The 20,006-nt window shown below is 64.5% G+C and carries 17 protein-coding genes, 1 tRNA gene and 2 pseudogenes; 6 read left to right on the top strand and 14 right to left on the bottom strand.

Going from position 1 to position 20,006, the window contains the following annotated elements; genetic code table 11:
* Positions 1–24: 24 nt before the first annotated feature.
* Complete coding sequence (locus tag HNS34_RS13720) at positions 25–1,155, bottom strand: arginase family protein (protein WP_172320648.1); 1,131 nt, start codon at positions 1,153–1,155, stop codon at positions 25–27.
* Positions 1,156–1,268: 113 nt separating this feature from the next.
* On the opposite strand from HNS34_RS13720, the gene HNS34_RS13715 reads away from it, so the two are divergent.
* Genes HNS34_RS13715 through HNS34_RS13705 form a run of 3 tightly spaced genes read left to right on the top strand, consistent with a single transcriptional unit; the run spans position 1,269 to position 2,911 of the window.
* Entirely contained in the window at positions 1,269–1,748 is a 480-nt protein-coding gene (locus HNS34_RS13715) for an NUDIX hydrolase (RefSeq protein WP_172320647.1), read from the top strand.
* Positions 1,749–1,803: 55 nt separating this feature from the next.
* Positions 1,804–2,250, top strand: a complete 447-nt coding sequence (locus HNS34_RS13710) for a DUF1178 family protein (RefSeq protein ID WP_172320646.1) — start codon at positions 1,804–1,806, stop codon at positions 2,248–2,250.
* A 1-nt stretch (position 2,251) separates the two neighbouring features.
* Positions 2,252–2,911 carry an SDR family oxidoreductase gene (locus tag HNS34_RS13705; protein WP_172320645.1) on the top strand — a complete coding sequence of 220 codons (660 nt, stop codon included), beginning with the start codon at positions 2,252–2,254 and terminating at the stop codon, positions 2,909–2,911.
* A gap of 5 nt (positions 2,912–2,916) precedes the next feature.
* Here the strand turns inward: HNS34_RS13705 and HNS34_RS20760 are convergent, their stop codons facing one another.
* The 11 genes from HNS34_RS20760 to HNS34_RS13645 form a co-directional block, all read right to left on the bottom strand.
* Complete coding sequence (locus HNS34_RS20760; RefSeq protein ID WP_235952735.1) at positions 2,917–5,301, bottom strand: glycosyltransferase family 2 protein; 2,385 nt, start codon at positions 5,299–5,301, stop codon at positions 2,917–2,919.
* 485 nt (positions 5,302–5,786) lie between these two features.
* Positions 5,787–6,731: a DUF2927 domain-containing protein gene (locus HNS34_RS13690; protein ID WP_172320644.1), complete on the bottom strand. Its 945-nt coding sequence runs from the start codon at positions 6,729–6,731 to the stop codon at positions 5,787–5,789.
* A gap of 208 nt (positions 6,732–6,939) precedes the next feature.
* Positions 6,940–8,685: an ABC transporter ATP-binding protein gene (locus HNS34_RS13685; RefSeq protein WP_328700541.1), complete on the bottom strand. Its 1,746-nt coding sequence runs from the start codon at positions 8,683–8,685 to the stop codon at positions 6,940–6,942.
* Positions 8,678–9,412: a protein tyrosine phosphatase family protein gene (locus HNS34_RS13680; protein ID WP_172320642.1), complete on the bottom strand. Its 735-nt coding sequence runs from the start codon at positions 9,410–9,412 to the stop codon at positions 8,678–8,680. Before HNS34_RS13680 ends, HNS34_RS13685 begins: the two co-directional genes overlap by 8 nt.
* 51 nt (positions 9,413–9,463) lie before the next feature.
* Positions 9,464–10,396: an AEC family transporter gene (locus HNS34_RS13675; protein WP_172320641.1), complete on the bottom strand. Its 933-nt coding sequence runs from the start codon at positions 10,394–10,396 to the stop codon at positions 9,464–9,466.
* Position 10,397: 1 nt separating this feature from the next.
* The gene (locus HNS34_RS13670) at positions 10,398–11,195 is read right to left on the bottom strand and encodes an MBL fold metallo-hydrolase (protein ID WP_172320640.1); all 798 of its coding nucleotides are present in this window, start codon (positions 11,193–11,195) and stop codon (positions 10,398–10,400) included.
* Positions 11,195–11,986, bottom strand: coding sequence for a TatD family hydrolase (locus tag HNS34_RS13665; RefSeq protein WP_172320639.1), 792 nt, complete (start codon positions 11,984–11,986; stop codon positions 11,195–11,197). Before HNS34_RS13665 ends, HNS34_RS13670 begins: the two co-directional genes overlap by 1 nt.
* 31 nt (positions 11,987–12,017) lie before the next feature.
* Positions 12,018–13,151: a DNA polymerase III subunit delta' gene (locus tag HNS34_RS13660; protein ID WP_172320638.1), complete on the bottom strand. Its 1,134-nt coding sequence runs from the start codon at positions 13,149–13,151 to the stop codon at positions 12,018–12,020.
* Positions 13,148–13,759, bottom strand: a complete 612-nt coding sequence (gene tmk, locus HNS34_RS13655; RefSeq protein WP_172320637.1) for a dTMP kinase — start codon at positions 13,757–13,759, stop codon at positions 13,148–13,150. The genes HNS34_RS13660 and tmk overlap by 4 nt, the downstream gene beginning before the upstream one ends.
* 9 nt (positions 13,760–13,768) lie before the next feature.
* Positions 13,769–14,938 carry a D-alanyl-D-alanine carboxypeptidase family protein gene (locus HNS34_RS13650; RefSeq protein ID WP_172320636.1) on the bottom strand — a complete coding sequence of 390 codons (1,170 nt, stop codon included), beginning with the start codon at positions 14,936–14,938 and terminating at the stop codon, positions 13,769–13,771.
* Positions 14,939–14,959: 21 nt separating this feature from the next.
* The gene (locus HNS34_RS13645) at positions 14,960–15,805 is read right to left on the bottom strand and encodes an SPOR domain-containing protein (RefSeq protein ID WP_172320635.1); all 846 of its coding nucleotides are present in this window, start codon (positions 15,803–15,805) and stop codon (positions 14,960–14,962) included.
* A 248-nt stretch (positions 15,806–16,053) separates the two neighbouring features.
* On the opposite strand from HNS34_RS13645, the gene HNS34_RS13640 reads away from it, so the two are divergent.
* Positions 16,054–16,143: transfer RNA gene (locus tag HNS34_RS13640), tRNA-Ser, on the top strand.
* A gap of 360 nt (positions 16,144–16,503) precedes the next feature.
* Here HNS34_RS13640 and HNS34_RS13635 read toward each other — a convergent pair.
* Positions 16,504–18,014, bottom strand: a protein-coding gene (locus HNS34_RS13635) for an IS3 family transposase (RefSeq protein WP_235952743.1) whose coding sequence is annotated in 2 segments (ribosomal slippage) — positions 16,504–17,588 and positions 17,588–18,014 — 1,512 coding nt in all. Because the reading frame shifts where the segments join, the coding sequence is not laid out codon by codon here.
* Between the two features lie 116 nt (positions 18,015–18,130).
* Here HNS34_RS13635 and HNS34_RS13630 point away from each other — a divergent pair.
* A pseudogene (locus HNS34_RS13630) lies at positions 18,131–18,601 on the top strand (site-specific integrase); the annotation flags it as partial.
* Between the two features lie 79 nt (positions 18,602–18,680).
* Here HNS34_RS13630 and HNS34_RS13625 read toward each other — a convergent pair.
* Positions 18,681–19,193: a hypothetical protein gene (locus HNS34_RS13625; protein ID WP_172320634.1), complete on the bottom strand. Its 513-nt coding sequence runs from the start codon at positions 19,191–19,193 to the stop codon at positions 18,681–18,683.
* 141 nt (positions 19,194–19,334) lie between these two features.
* Here HNS34_RS13625 and HNS34_RS13620 point away from each other — a divergent pair.
* Positions 19,335–19,927 (top strand): annotated as a pseudogene (locus HNS34_RS13620) (IS5 family transposase); the annotation flags it as partial.
* Positions 19,928–20,006: the final 79 nt, after the last annotated feature.

The raw sequence follows: 20,006 nt of genomic DNA, 5'->3' as shown, positions 1-20,006 counted from the left end.
ACGCCCGCGCCCCAGCTGATGGCGTCATAGACGGGCGCGGAGCACCGCCAGCCGGTCGCGGACCGCCTCGTGGATCGGGCCGTCGCGCGGGGCGTCGCGCAGGGTTGTGAACCAATGTTCGGGCGGGTTGCGGCCCGCGCTTGCCCGTTCCCAGACCAACGCGCGCAAGACGGCCTCGGCCCCCGGCGGCAGGCGGTCGGGGATGTCGTGCCCGTTCAGCGTGGCCCAGACCCCGGTCCAGAGCCGCCCGACCGACCACGGGTTGTAACCGCCGCCGCCAAGCACCAGCAGGCGCGGCGGCGCGAGGTCCATCAGCGCGCGGACCACGGCCCAATGCGCGTTGTTCGAGAGGGCAAGGCGCGAGAGCGGATCCTCCAGCACCGCGTCGGCCCCGCATTGCAGCACCACGGCATCGGGGGCGAAATCGGCGGTGGCGGGCAGGATCAGGGCGTCGCGCACCAACGCCATCTCGCTATCGTTGAACCCCCTCGGCACCGGCAGGTTGAAGCAATTTCCGCCGCCGGTATCCGTCAGCGCGCCGGTGAAGGGCCAGCGTTTCTCCTCATGCACCGAGATCAGCCTTGTGTCGGGATCGCCCGCGAACCCCACCTCGACTCCGTCCATGTGATGCGCGTCGATATCGACATAGACGATGCGCCGCGCGCCCGCCCGGCGCAGGGCCAGCATCGCCAGCACCGGATCGTTGAGGTAGCAGAACCCGCCCGCGCGGTCGGGCATCCCGTGATGGGTGCCGCCGCCGGGATGGTGGATGATCCCGCCCGCCGCCAGAAGCTCGCCCGCCAGCAGGGACGCCCCGGCGGCGGTGGCGGGACGGCGGAACATCTCCGCGTAGATCGGGTTCGACATGGTGCCGATCCCGTGCCGGTCGCGTATCTCGGGCGTGACGGTTTGCGTTGCCTCGGCCTGTTGCAGCGCGGCGAGGTACGCGGGCGTGTGCCAGATCTCCAGCGCGCCGGGTTTGGCGCGCGGCGAGGCGCGATATTGCGCGGGCGACAACCAGCCAAGGGCACGGGTCAGGTCCATCACGGTCGAGACGCGCGGCACGCGCAGCGGATGCGTCAGCCCGTAGCTGGAGCCGCGATAGATCTCGGACCCCAGGAAAAGCGGGCGGGGCAGGGGCATCGTGCGGTCCATGTCCTCGGTGTCGTCCAGTTTCCCATGCAACCACAAGGTGTTGCGTTTGAATGCGGGCAGGAAAGCATATATTCTAGACCGCAGCAGAAGTGAAATGGCGCGAACAGGCGAGCATGACCAAGAGCAGCGATACCTCCCACCAGGCGCCGATGCGCCTGGGTGCCGCCCGCAAGCAGGACCCGCGCACGCAGTTTGCCGCGCTGCCCTACCGCCGCCGCAAAAGGCAGCTGCAGGTGCTGCTGATCACCAGCCTCGACACCGACCGCTGGATCCTTCCCAAGGGCTGGCCGATGGATGGCTGCACCCCCGCCGCCACCGCCGCGCAGGAAGCGTGGGAGGAGGCGGGCATTCGTGGCGTCGTCAGCGAAGCCTGCCTGGGGTTCTATTCCTACACCAAGACGCTGCCCGAGGGCGGCACGATCCCCTGCATCGCCGCCATCTTTCCGCTTGAGGTGCAAGACCTCGCCGACGATTTCCCCGAGGCGGGTCAGCGCAGGCGCAAATGGTTCACGCCGGCCAAGGCCGCATCGCGGATAAGTGAACCCGATCTCAAGAAAATCCTGCGAAACTTCGATCCCGGTCGCGCGGGCTGACAATCCGGCGCGAAAAACTTGATTCTCTTCCGCCAGGGGCTAATGTGCCGCCACCATGATCCGATACACTTTGAAATGTTCCGACGGGCACAGCTTTGACAGCTGGTTCAAATCTGCCGACGCGTTCGATGCGCTGTCGCGGCGCGGCCTGCTGTCCTGCACGGTCTGCGGCGGCGAAGACGTGCAGAAGGCCATGATGGCCCCGCAGGTCAAGAAGAAATCCGGCGCGGCGGAGACGGCGGAACCGGCTGAGGCTCCGGTCTCGCTCTCCGGTCCCGCCACGCAGATGGAGGCGGCTCTGGCTGCGTTCCGCAAGCATCTGGATGCGCATTCCACCTATGTCGGCAGCAATTTCGCGCAGGAGGCGCGCAGCATCCATCTGGGCGAGGCCCCCGAACGCCTGATCCATGGCGAGGCCAAGCCCGAGGAGGCCAAGGCCCTGATCGACGATGGCGTGCCGGTGGCCCCCCTGCCGGTCATGCCCAAGGCGAGGCGGAACTGAGATGCGGGCGCTGGTCACCGGGGCATCGCGCGGGATCGGCCTGGAACTGGCCCGAGGGCTGGCCGCGCGCGGCGCTCATGTCGTGGCGACCAGCACCGGTGGCGGTGTGGCCGACTCCGATCTTGCCTTGGATGAGGTCGATGTCACCGATCCCGGCGCGATCAAGGCGCTGTCTGCGCGCCATGATGAGCCGCTCGACCTGCTGGTCTGCAATGCAGGCGTCTACCTCGACAAGCTGCATGAGCTTGAGACCGGCTTTCCCCCCGACCTCTGGGCGCAGGGCTTCGCGGTCAACGTCACCGGCGTGTTTCTGACCGTGCAGGCGTTCCTGCCGCAATTGCGCGCCACGAGCGGGGCAAAGATCGCCATCATCAGCAGCCAGATGGGCAGCACCACGAACGCGCCGGGCGGCTCCTATATCTACCGCGCGTCGAAGGCGGCGGCGACCAATCTGGGCCGGAACCTTGCTGCTGAGTTGAAGTCCGAAGGCATCTCCGTCGGTATCTACCACCCCGGTTGGGTGCAGACCGACATGGGCGGCAAGGCCGCTGACCTGACGCCGGAGACCTCGGCCACCGGCCTGATCGGGCGCATCGACGTGCTGTCGCCCAAGACCAGCGGCTGTTTCGAGACCTGGGACGGCCACGCGATCCCTTACTGATCCGGCTATTCCGCCGCCACGTCCTCGACTTTTTCGGCCTCGACAAAGGCGCGCAGGTCTTCATCCTCCATCTGGATCTCGATCGTGCGCAGGGCATGATCCAGCGATGCGCGGTGCAGCGCGGCCAGGTCGCTATCCTCCAAGAGCCGCGCAATCCGCGCCTCGATATCGCCCGAGCGGATCGAATTATCCTCCTCGGCGTTGAGGTCGAATTTCTCCCAATAGCCCAGGTCGATGCGGCTGTCGTCCTTGGAATTGGCGGTGCCGCGCAGCTTTTTCAGCAAGAATTCCTCACGGCTCTTGATCGCGTAATGGTTCATCTGCGCGAACTCGTAGGACACGATATCCTTGTTCGAGCGCCAGCCCGTGCGCATGTATTTCGGCCCCATCGGCGCGCCGCTGGCATTGACCCAATGCACCTGGTCGTCCAGCACCGGGCGTTTCTTCTCGAACTTGGGGCGATGCACGCCCATGTAGTCGAAACTGGCGGGGCGGAAGAGGGTCTTGAAGCCCCAGACCAGCCCGTTTTCCGGCTCCACCACGTTGCAGGCGCGGGTGAAGCGGCGGGTCACCGGTTCGGGCGCCATGTGTTTCTGCCCGGCCGAGCCGAAGAAACGCCAGTTGACGGAAATCGCTTCGGTCTCGGGCGGGCAGGCCGAGATCAGCGCGTCGATGCTGCCATCGCCCGCATGGATGTTGAGGAATTCATCGGCATCCGCGATCAGAACCCAACTGGCCTCCTGGACCGTGGGCATCTTGTTGGCGCGGCTATAGGCGCGGCGCTGCGGGTCCTGGCGGCCTGAGATGGGGTTGTCGTAATGTTCGATCACGCCCATCGCATCCAGCCGGTTCAGCACCAGGTTGGAGCCATCGGTGCAATCATTCGAAAAGATCACGAAATCGTCGAAGCCGATATTCAGGTAATGCGCGATCCATTCCAGCAGGTAAGGGCCCTCGTTCTTCATTGTCGTGACCACGACCTTGCGGCCATTGCCGGCGAAGGGCGGGGCCAGCTTGGGCCGCATCGGCAGCCCGTCATCCTCGGTCGAGACGATATTGCCGTTTTCATCCAGCGTCTTGCCGGTGTCCTTGGCCTTCTGGATCAGGGTGACGAGCTTCTTGCGGGTCTCCTTGGGCAGATCCTCCAGCGCCGGGGTCCGGGCCTTTGCCTCCTCCTCCGGCGCGGGTGTTTCTTCCTCGGGCTTCGCCGCTTCACCGCCCTCCAGCGCGACGCCGGTGATCTTGGCCAACTCCTCGGCATCGGTCGCATCCTGCCGCTTCTCGGCATTGCGGATCCCGGTGGAGCGGGCGATCATCTTGGCGATCTGCTTGTCAGGCACGCCATCGGCCTGCATCTTGCGGATCAGTTCCTGCGTCTCTTTCGGCAGGTGCTGCGTGAACAAAACCTCATCCAGCTGGTCGATACGCTTCTTGCCCGCCTCGCGCAGGCTATCGACCCATTCGTCATACTCGCCGGTGGCGCGCAACCGGTCGACATTGGCCTGGTGATAGGCCAGGGCCGCCTCCTGCAATTCGGCCAGTTTCGGATCGGCCAGCATCTTCTCCATCTCGGCCTTGACCTTGGGCGCGTGGCGGGCGGCGCCATCATGTTCCACCTCGTTGCGGTCGAAGATCGAGAAATAGGAGGCGTTATACTTGTCCTCCTTGTTGTTCACATTGCCCCGCATCCGGCGCAGCAGATACGCCTCGTAGCTTTTCACGGCATAGTGATTGAGCTCGACGAATTCGTAGCTCAGCGTCGGACCCGTAGAGCGCCAGCCGCCGGTCTTGAAGCTCGACGTCATCGGCTTGCCGCCGCCATTGACCCATTTCAGCGCCTCAAGCTGCGCCACCCGTTCGGGGTTGGAATTGCGCTGCTTGATCGAGGGGCGGTGGATGCCGAATTTCATGTTCGGGAAGGGCCGCACCATGGATTTGACGCCCCATCCCTTGCGAAACTTGTCGGGCGCGCCGCGGGTGTAGCTTTCGGTGACCAGGCCGGGCCGCCAATCGAGGATCTCGTTCGAGCCGTAGAAGCGCCAGGTGATCATGATCCCTTCGGTATCGTCGGGCATGGCATCGACCAGCTCCTGCACCGTGCCGTCGCCAAGTTTGATGTTCACGAATTCATCCGCGTCCATCGTCAGCACCCAGTCGCTGTCCATCACTTCCGGGTTCTTCATCCCCAGATGCAGCGCGTTGGGCTGCGGTTTCTTGCCCTTGGGCACGTCATTGCGGAAATGCTGCACATAGCCCATTTCCTGCAACCGGATCAGCATCTCGTCGGTGCCGTCCTGGCAATTGTTGGTGTAGACGCAGATATTGTCGAAGCCCAGAAGCGAATGATAGGCGACCCATTCCACCAGCGAATGGCCCTCATCCTTCATCATCGACAGAATCGTGTATTGGTGTCTTGCCATGGTCGCCCCGGGGCCGGATTGCTGCTCTGATCTGATGGCCCGTCTTTTAGCGGCGGGTCCGTCTTGCTTGGACCCGATTAAATCCGAGATTGCGTTAAAATGCGAGGGGTGAGGCGGGGATTGCATAAAATCGCGCGTGTTTTGCGGCGGGTGAGCCGGTTCACAATCCCGCCCGCGCGCATCACTTTGCGATCACGGGCATTTGTGTGCAGGCGCGCGCAACCGGTTCTGCGCCGGGACCGGTTTGCAAACCACGAAAAGAGCCCCAAATAGAAGTGTGTAGCACAGGCGCGCAGCGCGATACGCCGCGCGCCAGCCCGCACCAACCGTTCTTCATTCGTGCCCGGCTGCTGCCCGGTCGGGTGCCCCAAGGGTGTGGTGTGGAGGCCGGTCCCGGCGCGGCTGAGTTCGCCTTCCGCGTCGGGGCCGGTCTTTTATCGTTCCTTGTCCGCGCTTCAGCCGCGCGCAAGCACCGCCTGCGCCAGTTGGCCGATATGCTGGTTGACGCTGCCCGGGCTCATGCCGGGGCGCAGGCTGTCATCGTAGAGCATCCTGAGCAGCAATTCGTCATGGCGCGTCAGCACGCCGAACTCCTCGTCATCATTGAAGATCGAAGGCCGCGCGGCGGGGCTGTCATTGCTCAGCCCCATGCCCTGGGCCAGCTCCTCCTCCATGCAGGATTGACGCATCAGGGGCGGATGCTCGGCGCGCACGATGGCGATGGCCCGCGCGATGCCCTGGTTCGGGTCGGCGGCGGGGATGGCGATGACCATGCAGAAGGTGTTGCGCCCCATGCGCGTCACGGCGCGGGTGGCGTTGCGGCTGAGGCCGGGGACCATCTGTTGCAGGACCGGACCGGCATTGGCGCGTTCCGCATCGCTGAGCACCAGGACATGGAAATTGGCGGCGCCATTGGTCAGGCCGACGGGATGGCCGCTGGCGCGTTGCAGGCGCTGCGCCACGCGGGTCAGCGCGGCTTGATCGCTGCGTTGCTGCGCGGCGGGGACGGAGGCGCCAAAGCGCACGCCGATGCGGATCGGCTGTTCCCAGCGGCGCAGGGGGGCAGCGGAACCGCTGCCGGACATGCCCGAGCCGTATTCGGTGCGCATCGCGATGGCCATGAAATTGCGCGCGAGCGTCGCCGCATCCAGCGCGCCCGCGTTGCGATCCTGGCGCAGGTTGCCTTGCGAGACGAGGCGCTGTTCAAGCTGGCGGTAATAGACACCCAGTTGCGACCGGTCGGGGCCTTGTGCCGTGGCGGCCAGGTCGGCGGCGGATGTGGTGGAACGGGTAACCGTCTGTGCGGCTGCAGGCAGCGCAACGACCACCGCGATGGCGGTCAGCGTGGCGACGATATGGGCAAGCGCGCCCTTCCAGGGCGTGTTGCATGTCAACTTCATTCAGTCCCTCCCAAGGGGTGATCAGCAGAGGTGAGTGCGGTGCGATCACATGGGCGCGATCATCGGGATCGGAGGGGATTCTGTCAACAATTCGGGAAAAAACGTGATCAGGGGCCGGCAGGGGCGGCAGTTGTTGTAGAATAATGGTCTGCAAGGGGCTGAAACGGAACGGAAAACCCATATCGGCGGAAAGCCCCGCAGGTGGCCGTCAAAGGGGTGCGCTGAGGCCCGCGGACTGCAATTGGTTGAGCCGCGCATAGGCGCCCTTGCGCGCCATCAGCGCCTCGTGGGTGCCTTGCTCGATCACCGCGCCCTGGTCCATGACCACGATATGATCGGCGGCGCGGATGGTGGACAGGCGATGCGCGATCACCAAGGTGGTGCGTCCGGCGGAAAGGCGGCGCAGCGCCTCGTTCACCAGTTGCTCGGAGCGCGCGTCGAGGGCCGAGGTCGGCTCGTCCAGCAACAGGATCGGCGCATCGCGCAACATGGCGCGGGCGATGGCGACGCGCTGGCGTTGACCGCCCGAAAGCGATCCGCCGCGCGGGCCCACGGGTGTGTTCAGGCCAAGCGGCAAACCGTCCGCGAAATCCGTGACATGTGCGGCCTCGGCGGCGGCCTGTACCTGCGCATCCGTGGCGTCGAGGCGGCCAAGGCGGATGTTCTGCGCGATGGTCTCGTCAAACAGCGCGGTTTCCTGGCCGACCAGCGCGATGGCATTGCGCAGCTCTTCCAGATCGGCGGCGTCGATGGCGGTGCCCGCGATGCTGACCTCGCCCAGATCGGGGTCGATGAGGCGGGTCAGCAGCGAGAACACGGTGCTTTTGCCCGCGCCCGAGGGGCCGACAAGCGCGGTGGTCCTGCCTTCCTCGGCGGTCAGGTCAAAGCCGCGCAACACGGGCGTGTCGCCATAGGAAAAACTGACGGAATCGAAGCGAATATCACCGGATTTCAGGCGCTTGGGCGAGGCGGGCGGCAGGATCGTGGGCCGCGCCTCCAGCACCGAATAGAGCCGCTCCAGCGAGGCCAGCGCGGCCTGGATATGGCCCGAGACGGCAGAGAGGCGGCGCAGGGGGTCGAAGACCAGCGCCAGCGCGGTGAAGAAGGACATGAATTCGCCCACAGTCTTTTCGCCCGCGATGATCTGCTGGCCGCCATAGATCAGGACGGCGAAGAAGCCGATGGCGGCGATGACGTCGATCACGGCCGGATTGGCCGCCTTGCCGCGCTCGGCACGCAACTGGGCGTCGAGGAAACGGTCGACCTCCTGGTCGAAGCGGGTTGCCTCGTGATCTTCCAACCTGTTGACCTTGATGGAAATAATCCCGTGGAAGATCTCGTCAAGCTGCGTCGAGAGCCTTGCTGCCGCCTCGCGCGCGGCGCGGGTGGTCTTGCGGATCAGCTTTTGCAGCAGCGAGAGCGGCAGGATCAGGATCGGAACGCCCGCCAGCGCCAGCAGCGCCCAGGTCCAGTCCGAGATCAGCATCACCGTCAGAAGCGAGATCACCGAGATCGTGTCGCGCCCGATCGTCATCAGCGTGGCGCTTGCAACCCCTTGCAATGCTTGGGTATCCCCGCGAACACGCTCAATAAGAGATCCTGGCGCGTTGTCCTGGAAGAACCGCGCATCGAGGCTGAGGAGGTGGCCCAGAAGCCTCGTTTGCAGGGCCGTCGTCACCCGCAACCCGATGGTCACGATCAACACGCGCTGGCCAAAGCCCGAGATCGCGCGCAGGACGAAGATGCCCGAGATCGCCAGCGCGACCCAGGTGACGGCAGAGCTGTTTCCGTCAATGAAAACAAGGTCGAAGAGGGGCTGGATCAGGTAGGAGATCGCGCCCAATGTGCTGCCTTCGATCACCATCAGGATGAAGGCCACGATCAGCAGGCGCCAGAACCCCACGACATGTTCGCGCCAGAGGCGGATCAGCAGGTTTTTCGACGGCTCACTCACGGCGCAGCATCCAGTCCAGCAGGCGATTCTTGACACGTTTGTCAGAAAAAACTGACTCAACTGTCCGGAAATCATACTCCGTGTCGACCCATTCGAGGAAATCGATCCCCGTCTCGGCCCGCGCCTTGGCATAGGCGGCGAGGAAGGCGTCGAGGATGCCGGTGCGCGAAATGGAAAGATGCGCGCGGGTCCAGTGCAACTGCCGCGCCGCCCGGGCCGGATCGCCGCCTTGCGACAGCAGGTAGAGGACCGAGGCCAGCCCGGCACGGTCGGCGCCGGATTTGCAATGGATGAAGACGGGCTTTTCGGCGGCCTCGATCAGGTCGAGGGCCGCGTGGATCTGCTCGGGCGTGGGGGCGGAGCTGGAATAGAGCCGCCCGTTGACCAGCGTGATGCCGTGTTGCGCGCAGGCCTCCTCCTCCAGCAGGTAGCTGCCCCATTGATTGCGGCCACGGAAGTTGATGATGGTGCGGATGCCCATGCCGGCAAGTCCGGCGACATCCTCGGGCGACGGCTGATTGCCGCGCCAGATGCCGGGGGCAACCTCGCTGCGGTTCTTCCACAGCCGCCGGACAAAGCCGTGATCCCAGAAATTCATGTCATGGCGCGCGGCGCGGCGGGCGCCGGGTGCATCCAGATCGGCGCCGAAGCGCGCCCGCCACTCGGCCCGCCGGGCGCGCTGGCGGGCGCGGCGGGTGCGAAGGGCGGTGCGGATACGGTCGATCATGAAAACCCGGCAAGACGTTGCGGAAGGGGGTGAGATAGGGGCAGGGCGCGCTCAGGGCAACAGGTAAAGCCAGAAGGACGCGGTCAGCACGGTCAGCGCGGTGCCGATCAGCACCGCCGAGGCGGCGACACGGCGGGCGACACCATACATGTTGGCGAAGATGTAGGAATTGACGCCGGGGGCCATGGCCGCCGTGACCACCGCGCCGCGCAGTTGCGCATCGCTGATCTCCATCACATAGCGGCCCATGCCATAGGCGATGGCGGGGTGCAGCATCAGCGACAGGATGCAGATGAAGGCGATGACCTTGGCGTCGCCCTCGGGGCGATAGCGGAAGAGGACGCCGCCGAGACCGAAGAGGGCCACCGGCAGGGCCGAGCGTGCCATGAGGTCGATCGCGTCGGTCGCGACCTCGGGCATGGGCAGGCCGGTCAGGTTGACGACAAAGCCCAGGCTCACACCGATCATCAGCGAGTTGCGGAACATCGCCCTGGCGACCGTGACCAGCACGCGCAGGGGGCTGCGACTGCGGGCCGAGACGGTCTCCATCACCGTGATGCCGACAAAGTAGCAAAACGCGGCATGGACCGAGACGATGGCATAGCTGGGTCCAAGCGATCCGGGACCGAAGGCGCTTTCCATCACGGGCAGGCCCAGGAGGACGGAGTTGGCGAAGAGGCAGACAAAGCCGATGGCGACGGAATCGGTCCAGGGTCGTCCAAAGACATGCCGCGCGCCGAGCGTGCCGAGGGTAAAGCTGATCAGCGAGCCGGTATAGAACGAGAGCAGCAGCGCCCATTCGAAATTCTGTTGCAGATCCAGCGTCGAGATGGCGCGGAAAAGCAGGCTGGGAATGGCGAATTTCTGCGTGAAGACCATCAGCGCGTCGGTGCCCTCATCGCTGAAAAGGCCGCCCCAGACGGTCACATATCCCGCCCCGACGACAAGGAAGACCGGCAACACGATAAAAAGCAGGTCGAGCATCTCAGGTCTCGATCTCGATCCGCATCCCGTCATAGGCGGGGGTCACGTGGGCGGGGGTTTCCGCCGCGACGGTCTCGTAATCGAGGTCATTGTGCATGTTGGTCAGCACGGCGCGGGCCGGGGCGATCTGCGCGATCCAGGTCAGCGTGTTGGCCAGGTGCGAATGCGACGGGTGCGGGTCGCGGCGCAGCGCATCGACGATCCAGAGGTCGAGCCCCTGCAACGCGGCGCGGCTTTCGGGGTAGAGGTCGGAGACATCGGGCAGGTAGGCGACATCGCCGATGCGGTAGCCGAGGCTGTCGATATTGCCATGCTTGACGCGGAAGGGGGTCAAGGTAACGAGGCCGCCGGGGCCGTCGATGGCAATGTCGCCGCCGATCCCGTGCAAGTCCAGGATCGGCGGGTAATCCGACCCCTCGGGCTGTACGAAGGCATAGCCGAAACGCGAGATCAGGTCGTTCTGCGTTGCGCCATCGGCATAGACGGGCAGGCGCTTTCGCATATTGATCACGATCATGCGCAAATCGTCGAGGCCGTGGGTGTGATCGGCATGGGAATGGGTGTAGACGACGCCATGCAGCGCGCCGATACCGGCATCCAGGAGCTGCGCGCGCAGGTCGGGCGAGGTGTCGATCAGGACGGCTGTGGTGCCATCCTCGCCCATGCGTTCGATCAGCACGGAGCAGCGGCGACGGGTGTTCCTGGGGTTGGCCGGGTCGCAGGCGCCCCAATGGTTGCCGATGCGCGGGACACCGCCCGATGAGCCGCAGCCGAGGATTGTGAAGCGAAGACGGGGCATTACGCGGCGGCCTTGGAAAAGAGGCGGTCGAAATTGCGGGTGGTCTGCGCGAAGAATTCTGCCGGGTCCACGCCGAAGGTCTCCGCCGCGCGGGTGGCGGTGAAGGCGGTATAGGCGGGCTCGTTCCGCTTGCCCCGGCGCGGCGGCGGCGCGAGGTAGGGCGCGTCGGTTTCGACAAGGATGCGGTCGAGCGGTGCGGCGGCGAAGATGTCGCGCAGCTCCTGCGATTTCGGGAAGGCGGTGATGCCGGACATGGAGAGGTAGAAGCCAAGCCCTAGGGCGGTTTCGGCGAGCGCCGCACCGGAGGAAAAGCAGTGCATGACGCAGGAGAACGCGCCCGCGCCATGTTCTTCGGTCAGGATGCGGGCCATATCGTCATCGGCGTCGCGGGCGTGGATGATCAGCGGCAGGCCGGTCTGGCGCGCGGCCTCGATATGGATGCGCAGGCTTTGCTGCTGCACGGGTTTGCTGTCGGCGGTGTAGTGATAGTCCAGCCCGGTTTCGCCGATGCCGACGAATTTGGGATGGTCGGCAAGGCTTACGAGGTCATCGACCGTGACCAGCGGCTCGCTGGCCGCACTCATCGGGTGGGTGCCTGCGGCCCAGAAGACGGGATCGTGTGCCTCGGTGATGGCGCGGACAGAACCGGCGTTCTTCAGCTTGGTGCAGATCGTGACCATTCGGGTGACGCCCGCCGCGACGGCGCGGTCGATCACCTGGGGCAATTCCTCGGCGAAATCGGGGAAATCCAGGTGGCAATGGCTGTCAACGATAGGCGGCAGGTCGGGCAACGGGGCTGTCCTTCGTGGCGGGGTGAACCGGTCAGAGGGGCAGACGCTCGGCGGTGCTGCCAATTCTCAGACACATATCAAGGATCAGCGCGGCAGGGTCAAGATTGACCGCCTTGCCGGCGCGGGCGCGTGCCGTCAGATCGGCGGCAAGATCGGCCCAGGCGCGGCCTGCGCCCATGTCGGGCGCGAGGCGGGTCAGCAGTTGCGCTTCATCGGGCAGGATCTCGGGCGGGGGCGATCCGGTGGCGCCGGTGCGGGCAAGCCGGGCCATGAAGCGGTCGATCAGGTCGAGGGTGAGGGTGAACCGGTCATCGGCCCCGCGCGCGCCCGCGGATTGGCTGAGCTTTGCGGCGAGGCCACGATCCATCCGGGGCAGGGTGGCGGCGAGGTTCAGGATCTCGGCATAGAGCGTCAGCCCCTCTTGCTGGATCAGCGCGACGGCCTCACCCACGGAGCCGCCCGCAAGCTCGGCCAGCCCCGCGTTTTCCGGCGCGTCGATGCCCGCCTGCCCAAGCGCGGCGCGCATGTCCTCGGCCCCGAGCGTGGCCAGCGGCAGCGTGCGGCAGCGCGAGCGGATCGTCGGCAGCAGGCGCGAGGGCTGGTGCGAGACCAGCAGCAGCGTGGCGCCCTTGGGCGGTTCCTCCAGCATTTTCAAGAGCGCATTGGCCGCACTCGGGTTCATCTCGTCGGCGGCATCGACGATGACCACGCGGCGGCCCCCGTCAGCGGCGGACATGCCGAAGAACGGGTGCAGCTTGCGCACCTCCTCGACCGTGATGACGGTCTTCAGCTTGGCGGTCTTCACGTCCCAGGGGCGGCGCAAAAGAAAGAGGCGCGGCTCGGCCATGGCGTGGATGTGATGCGCGACGGGGTGGTTGGCGGGGATGTCGAGGGTGTCCGGTTTCGGGGCGGCAAAGAGCGCGTCGGCCTGATCCTCGGGGGTGGCCAGAAGAAACCGCGCGATGCGCCAGGCCAGCGTGGCCTTGCCGACGCCCTTGGGGCCCGTGAGCAGCCAGGCGTGGTGCATCCGGCCCGAATTGAAGGCGTCGAGGATGGTGGTTTCGGCAATCTCCTGCCCGAACAGGCGCTGCGTCTCACGCGGATGCGGGGCACCGGGGGCGCGGTCGGCCTCGGGGACGGCTTCCATCTCACCAAGCGTGCTCATGTCAGGCGGTCCAGGACGAGGGCGCGGATGTCGGCGGCGATGGCGTCGGCGTCCCGGCCCGCGTCGATGATGTGGCAGCGGGCGGGGAATTCGTCGGCCAAGGAGAGGAAGCCCGCGCGCAAGGCTTGCTGGAAGGGCAGGCCGAATTCCTCGAACCGGTCCTCGCCGGAACTGCGGGCGAGGCCGCGGGTCAGGGCGGCCGCAGGGTCCATGTCGAGGATCAGGGTCAGGTCGGGCTCCACCCCGATGGCGGCCTTGTGGATGGCATCGGCAAAGCCGCGCAGGTCGCCGCGTGTGGCGCCCTGGTAGACGCGGGTGGAATCGGCGAAGCGGTCGGTGATGACGATCTTGCCTGCCTCAAGCGCGGGGCGGATCGTGCGTTCCAGATGGTCGCGGCGGGCGGCGTTGAAGAGCAGCGTTTCCGTCTCCGGCGACCAGCGCTCGGGGTCGCCTTCGACCAGCAGGCGGCGGATTTCCTCGGCCCCCGGCGCGCCACCCGGTTCGCGGGTCTGCACCACGTCATGCCCGGCCGCGCGCAGGGTATCCGCCAGCCGCGTTGCCTGCGTGCTCTTGCCCGAGCCGTCGATCCCTTCGAGCGAGAGGAACATGGGGGGCCCTCAGCCCGCGGCCAGAGTGTCGGTGCCGTTGCGGATCATCTGCATGACCTGGTCCGCGGCGGTGCGCAGGCGGTCCATGAACCCGGCCATGCCGACGCTTTCCGCGGCCAGGAGCGGCACGGTGCGATCCTCGAACCCTTCGACCCGGATCACCAGGTAGCCCAGTTCCTGACCCTCGGCGATGGGCGCGGGGATCGGGCCGGTAAAGACTGCCTCGGCCTCGACCCCGTCGTCGATCAGGGCGGGCAGCAGCATGGTTACACCCGCGGCGGTTTCGAGGCCCACGGTGGCGGCATTGCCCAGGAACACTTCCGCCTCGGTGACAAGGGTGCCGGGGGCCACGACCTCACGCTCGGCGAACTGGCGGAACGACCAGTTGACGATGCGCTCGGCCTCGCGCGCGCGCGCCTCGGCGCTGGGCAGACCGGCAATCACGAAAGTCACCCGGCGGTCGCCCTGCTGCGCGGACCCGACCAGGCCGTAGCCCGCGGCCTCGGTATGCCCGGTCTTGAGCCCGTCGGCCCCGATCCCCAGCGCCAGCAGGGGGTTGCGGTTGAAGCGGTTATCGGGCGCGCGACCGTCAAAGGCAAATTCGGTCTCGGCGAAATAGGGGTAATATTGCGGGAACTCGGTGATCAGCCGTTGGGCCAGGATGCCCAGGTCGCGCACCGACATGACATGGCCGAGCTCGGGCCAGCCATTGGAATTGCGGAATGTGGAATTCATCATCCCCAACTGACGCGCGCGCTGCGTCATCAGGTCGGCGAAGCCTGCTTCGGTGCCATCGGGGCTGAGCGCCTCGGCCAGCACCGCGCTGGCGTCATTGCCCGAAAGCACGATGACCCCGCGCAGGAGATCCTCGACGCTGACCCGGTCGCGGGTGGTAAGGAACATGGTCGAGCCGCCGTAATCCATCGCCTCCTGGCTTACGGGAAGCATCGTTTCCAGCGTCAGGCGGCCATCCTCCAGAGCCTCGAACACCATGTTGATGGTCATCAGCTTGGACATGGAGGCGGGCGGCAGCGGCACATCGGCATCGACATCCAGCAGCACCTGGCCGGTATTGTGGTCGATCACATAGGCGGCGCTGGCCTGGGTCTCGAAGGCATGAAGGGGGGCGGCCAGAAGGCCGAGGAAGAGGGTAAGGGCGAGGCTGAGGCGTGTGAACATGGGGCGCGTGTCTTTCGCGGATCAGTTGGTGACGAAATAGGCGTCTGTAAAGCCGAGGCCGCGCACGGAGTCCAGCAGTTGCGCGCGTTCCGACGCGGTGGCGGCGGGGCCGACCACGACGCGCCAGAAATCCCGGCCCGAAGAGGTCTGCTCATGCACCGTGGGCACCATGCCGGCCTGCCGCATCATGTCGGCGGTGTTGTCGGCATTGGCCTCGACACTGAAAATGCCGATCTGGATATAGGGACGGTCGAGGGAACTGGCCTGCGGCGCGGGGCCGGCGGGGGCATCGGCCTCGGCGGCGTCGATCGCGGCGGCTGCGGCGGCGATGGGATCGTCCAGCGAGGTGGTGGCGATCTCGCCGGTGGCGGCGGTGTCCTCGGACGGGGCGTCCTCGGGGTCCGTTTCCGCCACCTCCTCGCGCCTGAGCGCGGTGACGTTGAGCGAGACCGGCGAACCCGCCACCATGTTGAGCGCGTCAGCGGCATCCGAGGAGACCTGCAACGTCGGGCCGGGGGTCTCCCGTTCGCGCCGGAAAAGCGCGCCGATGACGAAACGGCCGTTTTCCTCGTTGCGGATGATGACGCGTTCGGGGTCGCTGGCCTCGGGGCTCGCGACCCAGACCCCGCCGAGCGACGGGCGGCCGTCCCAGAGCCCCTCATCGGTGACCTGGAACACCTCGGGCGCCTCGACATCGCGTTCGACCAGCCGGGTGGAACTGGCCCGCGTCGGCGTGTCGGAGTTGCCCGCGCCCGCGCCCGCGCCGAAGGGCAGTTGCAGCCCGCCCTCGCAAGCCGCAAGGGTCAGGGCCAGGGTCAGGACACAGGCAACGCGGCCCGTCCGGCATGTGAGTGCGTGAATGTTCATTGCTCGATTTCCCCTGCTCGGGACACGGGCCGTGCATCTGTTCCCGATGCCGCGCGCCCCATGCCCCTGCCATAGCGTTTGGAGGGCCCGTGCCCCCGGACCCTTTGCGCGAAAGGATACGTGCTATGGCGCGCCACTGCAAACCCCTCATGCGCAGATCGGCAACAACCTGCGGTTTCAGGGGCGGCCGGGGGCGGGCGACGGGGCCACTTTCAGAATCGAACCGGGGCGGGTAAGGGGCAGAGGCCGGAGGAGTGGCAGAGTGGTCGATTGCACCGGTCTTGAAAACCGGCGTGCGTGAGAGCGTACCGTGGGTTCGAATCCCACCTCCTCCGCCACTTGCCCAAGCACAACTGTTCTCCGGCCCGCCGCAGGGCGGAAAATTTCCGTTATATTCAAGGGTTATGCGCGGCAGGCTGTGCACTGCGCCTACTGGGGTCGGGCTCAAAATGGCTCTCTCCGCGCCAATGTTCTCTGAAGCTGATGACTGCGGAGTTTTGGTGTTCAGCCTTAAGCCATTGTTTCACCACGACTATCACGAACGGAGATTTTGACCGTTTCGAAATTCTACTCGCTTTGCGGAGGGAACAAAGATCGAATTCTCGATTTGGTGCCTGCATTGAATCCAGCGCCGCCAGGATCATCCGCCTGCGCTTACTGACCGGTGCGGTGTTTGTCAAAGGTGTTGTCCGCCGATTTCATGCGGCGTCTCTGATTTCGGGGGCGCTGATTTCGTTTTCGGGGTTCAGCCAGACGGGTCCGGCGGGTTGCCAGTTGCGGGTTTTGCCTGACCAGCGTTCTGGGTTTTGCGCACGCGCATTTGCATAGAGCATGGCGCGGTTTGCCAGCGTTGCGCGGTCATGGCCAGCGTGGCGTGCGCCCGGGGTGACGAAGCGAATGGCGCTGTGCAGATGCTCGCCGTTATACCAACTGGCGAAGGATTTTACCCAAGCCTGAGCATCTATTTTTGTGGCAAAGCCCTTGCTCGGCCAGTCCGGGCGGTATTTGCAGGTTCGGAACAGAGCCTCCGAGAAGGGATTATCATTGCTGACGCGCGGGCGGCTGTACGACGCGGTGATGCCAAGTTTCTCCATGGTCGTTTTCATTGTGGCACCCTTCATGGGGCTACCATTGTCGGCGTGCAGAACGAGCGGTTGCATAAAGCATCCCTCGGCCAGCACTGCCTGCCGGATCAGGACGGCCGCCAGGTCTGCACTTTCGCGCTCATGAACTTCCCAGCCGACGATCTTGCGGCTGAAGATATCCACGATCAGATAGAGATAGAAGAACATGCCTGCCACCGGCCCGGGCATCCACGTGATGTCCCAGGTCCAGACCTCACATGGCGCACTGGCCAGATAGCTGGTGGGTGGTTTGCGCCGGACTGGGGGCTTGGCTCGGCCACGGTGATGCTGCTGACCATCCGCGCGCAGGATGCGGTAGAAGCTGGACTCGGATGCCAGATACCGCCCCTGATCGGCCAGTTTTGGCACGATCTGGCTTGGGGGCAGACTGCTAAATTCCTTTGAATTACATAGCGACAGCACCGCCGCACGTTCGGCAGCGCTCAGCTTGTTCGCGGGTTCCGGGCGCGGCACGAGGGGCCGTTGATCGGCGTGAAGCTGGCCGTCTTTCGTCCAGCGCCGCAGAGTGCGATCGCTGATTTCCAGCTCGGCACAGGCCTTGGCGCGCTGCACGCCGGCGGTAACGGCATCTTCGATCAGCATCGTTGCTGTTTGGCGATGTGGGGTGCTGATCATGCGTCCTCTCCGTCCCCCCAGATCGCTGACGCCTTTTTTCTGAGAACCAGAAGCGCTGCGGTTTCGGCCAATGCGCGGTCTTTGCGGGCAAGCTCGCGCTCCAGACCCTTGATCCGCTTTTTTTCTTCCTTGGTCGCCTGACCCAGACGGGCAGTGCTCGCACGGTCCCAGTCATTTGCCTGCTCGCAAGCCGATCGCCACGCCGCGATCTGCGCCGGATAGAGTCCGCGCTTGCGGCAGAATTCGGCCAAATCAGTTTCGTTCAGTGCCGCCGTTTCCAACACCGCCGCGAACTTGTCGCGCGAAGACCAGCCCTCGGGACCCGCGTCAGCATCGGGCAGAAGCTGTCCCTTGCGCCGCGCCTCAGCCCGCCAGTTGTGCAACGTCGCCTCAGAGATTCCTTCCTCCTGCGACAGCTGCCGAATGGCCATGTTGTTCGGTGGCAGCATACGCTTCAGCACAGCTGTCTTTCGTTCCGGTGAATATCCCACGTCATCGTCCTATCCCGCCCACCTGAGAAATAGAGGAAAAGTAGAGCAGCGGACAACATCCCTGACAGAGGGGGGGTGCCCGTTGCGGCGAGGCCCGCACCACCACCTTCGACTAATTCAATCTCGATCTGGCGATCTGGACCAAACAGGACGCCTATTTCAAACAGCACCGCGTGCCGATCTCGCATGAAGCCGTCGCGTTGATCCGGTTGCGTGGCGATGCGGTGCCGAAGGGCTGCCCGTTCCTATTCCCCGGCGATGTCCCGGGCCAGCCGGTCGTTGATCTCAAACGGTTCTGGGAGCGGATGCGGGTGCAGGCCGAGATCCCAGATGTCCGCATCCACGACCTGCGCCACACCTTCGCTTCGCTGCTGGTATCCGGCGGCGCCTCACTGGAAATGATCGGGCGGCTGCTCGGCCACACCCAAATTGGCACCACCCAGCGCTACGCCCACCTGATCGACTCGCCGCTGCGGGCCGGGGTAAATGCGGTGGGGGAGATGTTGAAGCCCCGGTTGAGGGTGGTTGGAGCTGGCCGTGAATAGAGGTCGTCGCGAAAATTTGGCCGAATCTTAAAGTTCGCAATAAAAGGCTACGATTGTTGCCATTGAATTGCCAAAAAAATCAGTTGTCCTCGTCCATAGTGGCTTCCTCATCAAATTCGTCGCTCTCAACGAACGAAGAAAACTCTTCCGGCTCAATACCAACAATCCGAATGAAGACCCGTCGTTTAGAAATATCGAAATCAAACTGTAGAAAGTCTTTGTTGGTAACGCCCAGCGCTGAAAAAGCCTTTGCAAAACCAGAGGCGAAGCCATTATCAATCCTCACGCCCCCCAACTGCAAGCCATCGACAGTTTGAAGGCGCCATTCTCCAGAAGTCAGATTTAATACGAACGTAGGGACTGCATGTGAACCAGCGTTGATCGTTGGGCGGTCTGCCTGAAAATGCCACCACAGTGTTCCAGCCTTTGACCAACCAGAAGTTGCATCGAACCTGCTTTCACGAATTTTTTCCTTGAGTTGCTCAATGGTGCCGGGATCAACATCCTGACCAACTAGAGAAAAAACACCAGTTGCTAGTTTTACAACCAATGGAGAATAGCTCAAATATACATAGAAGCTATTCGCGTTCATACCCAATTCGTCGAGACAATAGTCTTCTAATTCTTCCCTTGTCAAAGGACTGCCTAACGCTTCGAACGCATAGACTAGGGTCAGGATGCATTGATTTCCGCTGCGCTGCGTGATTCACGGTTCTTAAAACGGAGCGGTGGCATGAGCGATCTTTTCTGGCTGAGCGATGCGCAGATGGCGCGTCTTGAACCCTTCTTCCCAAAGTCCCACGGTAAACCCCGCGTCGATGACCGGCGTGTTCTGAGTGGGATTATATTTATCAATCGCAATGGGTTGCGTTGGCGCGACGCACCTATGGAATACGGCCCCCACAAAACACTTTACAGCCGCTGGAAGCGCTGGAGCGAGAAGGGCATTTTCGCGCGGATGATGGCTGGGCTGGCGGCGGAACACGGCGAGAAGACCACCGTTATGATCGACGCGACATACCTGAAGGCCCACCGAACGGCGACCAGCATGGCCGCCAAAAAGGGGGGCGTGGTCGCCTGATCGGTCGTACCAAAGGCGGCATGAACACCAAGCTGCACGCAATCTGTGACAGTCAGGGGCGACCAATCGACCTGTTTGTCACCGCCGGACAAGTCAGCGATTATATCGGCGCACGTGCGCTGCTCAGTGGCCTGCCAAACGTCAAATGGCTACTCGGAGATCGTGGCTATGACGCTGATTGGTTCAGAGAAGCGTTGCAAGACAAGGGGATACGCGCCTGTATCCCAGGCCGGAAGAAACGCAAGACGGATAGTGTCCCGGGAAATGGTGTAACTTTGCTCTTCGGCCTTGGCTCGGCCGCAGTTACAGGGCGGCGATTGTCGC

It is taken from the genome of Alterinioella nitratireducens, assembly GCF_013155465.1.
GTDB classification, from domain to species: domain Bacteria; phylum Pseudomonadota; class Alphaproteobacteria; order Rhodobacterales; family Rhodobacteraceae; genus Alterinioella; species Alterinioella nitratireducens.
Note: the sequence above shows the minus strand (reverse complement) of the source record. Positions and strands in the feature narration are given on the sequence as shown.

Coding starts and splice junctions, on each gene's coding strand:
- HNS34_RS13660 (WP_172320638.1), bottom strand. CDS start 13,151: ATGAGCACGCTTGGTGAGATGGAAGCCGTCCCCGAGGCCGACCGCGCC.
- HNS34_RS20760 (WP_235952735.1), bottom strand. CDS start 5,301: ATGATGAAGGATGAGGGCCATTCGCTGGTGGAATGGGTCGCCTATCAT.
- HNS34_RS13705 (WP_172320645.1), top strand. CDS start 2,252: ATGCGGGCGCTGGTCACCGGGGCATCGCGCGGGATCGGCCTGGAACTG.
- HNS34_RS13650 (WP_172320636.1), bottom strand. CDS start 14,938: ATGTTCACACGCCTCAGCCTCGCCCTTACCCTCTTCCTCGGCCTTCTG.
- HNS34_RS13625 (WP_172320634.1), bottom strand. CDS start 19,193: ATGAACGCGAATAGCTTCTATGTATATTTGAGCTATTCTCCATTGGTT.
- HNS34_RS13670 (WP_172320640.1), bottom strand. CDS start 11,195: ATGCCCCGTCTTCGCTTCACAATCCTCGGCTGCGGCTCATCGGGCGGT.
- HNS34_RS13715 (WP_172320647.1), top strand. CDS start 1,269: ATGACCAAGAGCAGCGATACCTCCCACCAGGCGCCGATGCGCCTGGGT.
- HNS34_RS13710 (WP_172320646.1), top strand. CDS start 1,804: ATGATCCGATACACTTTGAAATGTTCCGACGGGCACAGCTTTGACAGC.
- HNS34_RS13720 (WP_172320648.1), bottom strand. CDS start 1,155: ATGGACCGCACGATGCCCCTGCCCCGCCCGCTTTTCCTGGGGTCCGAG.
- HNS34_RS13675 (WP_172320641.1), bottom strand. CDS start 10,396: ATGCTCGACCTGCTTTTTATCGTGTTGCCGGTCTTCCTTGTCGTCGGG.
- HNS34_RS13690 (WP_172320644.1), bottom strand. CDS start 6,731: ATGAAGTTGACATGCAACACGCCCTGGAAGGGCGCGCTTGCCCATATC.
- HNS34_RS13680 (WP_172320642.1), bottom strand. CDS start 9,412: ATGATCGACCGTATCCGCACCGCCCTTCGCACCCGCCGCGCCCGCCAG.
- tmk (WP_172320637.1), bottom strand. CDS start 13,759: ATGTTCCTCTCGCTCGAAGGGATCGACGGCTCGGGCAAGAGCACGCAG.
- HNS34_RS13645 (WP_172320635.1), bottom strand. CDS start 15,805: ATGAACATTCACGCACTCACATGCCGGACGGGCCGCGTTGCCTGTGTC.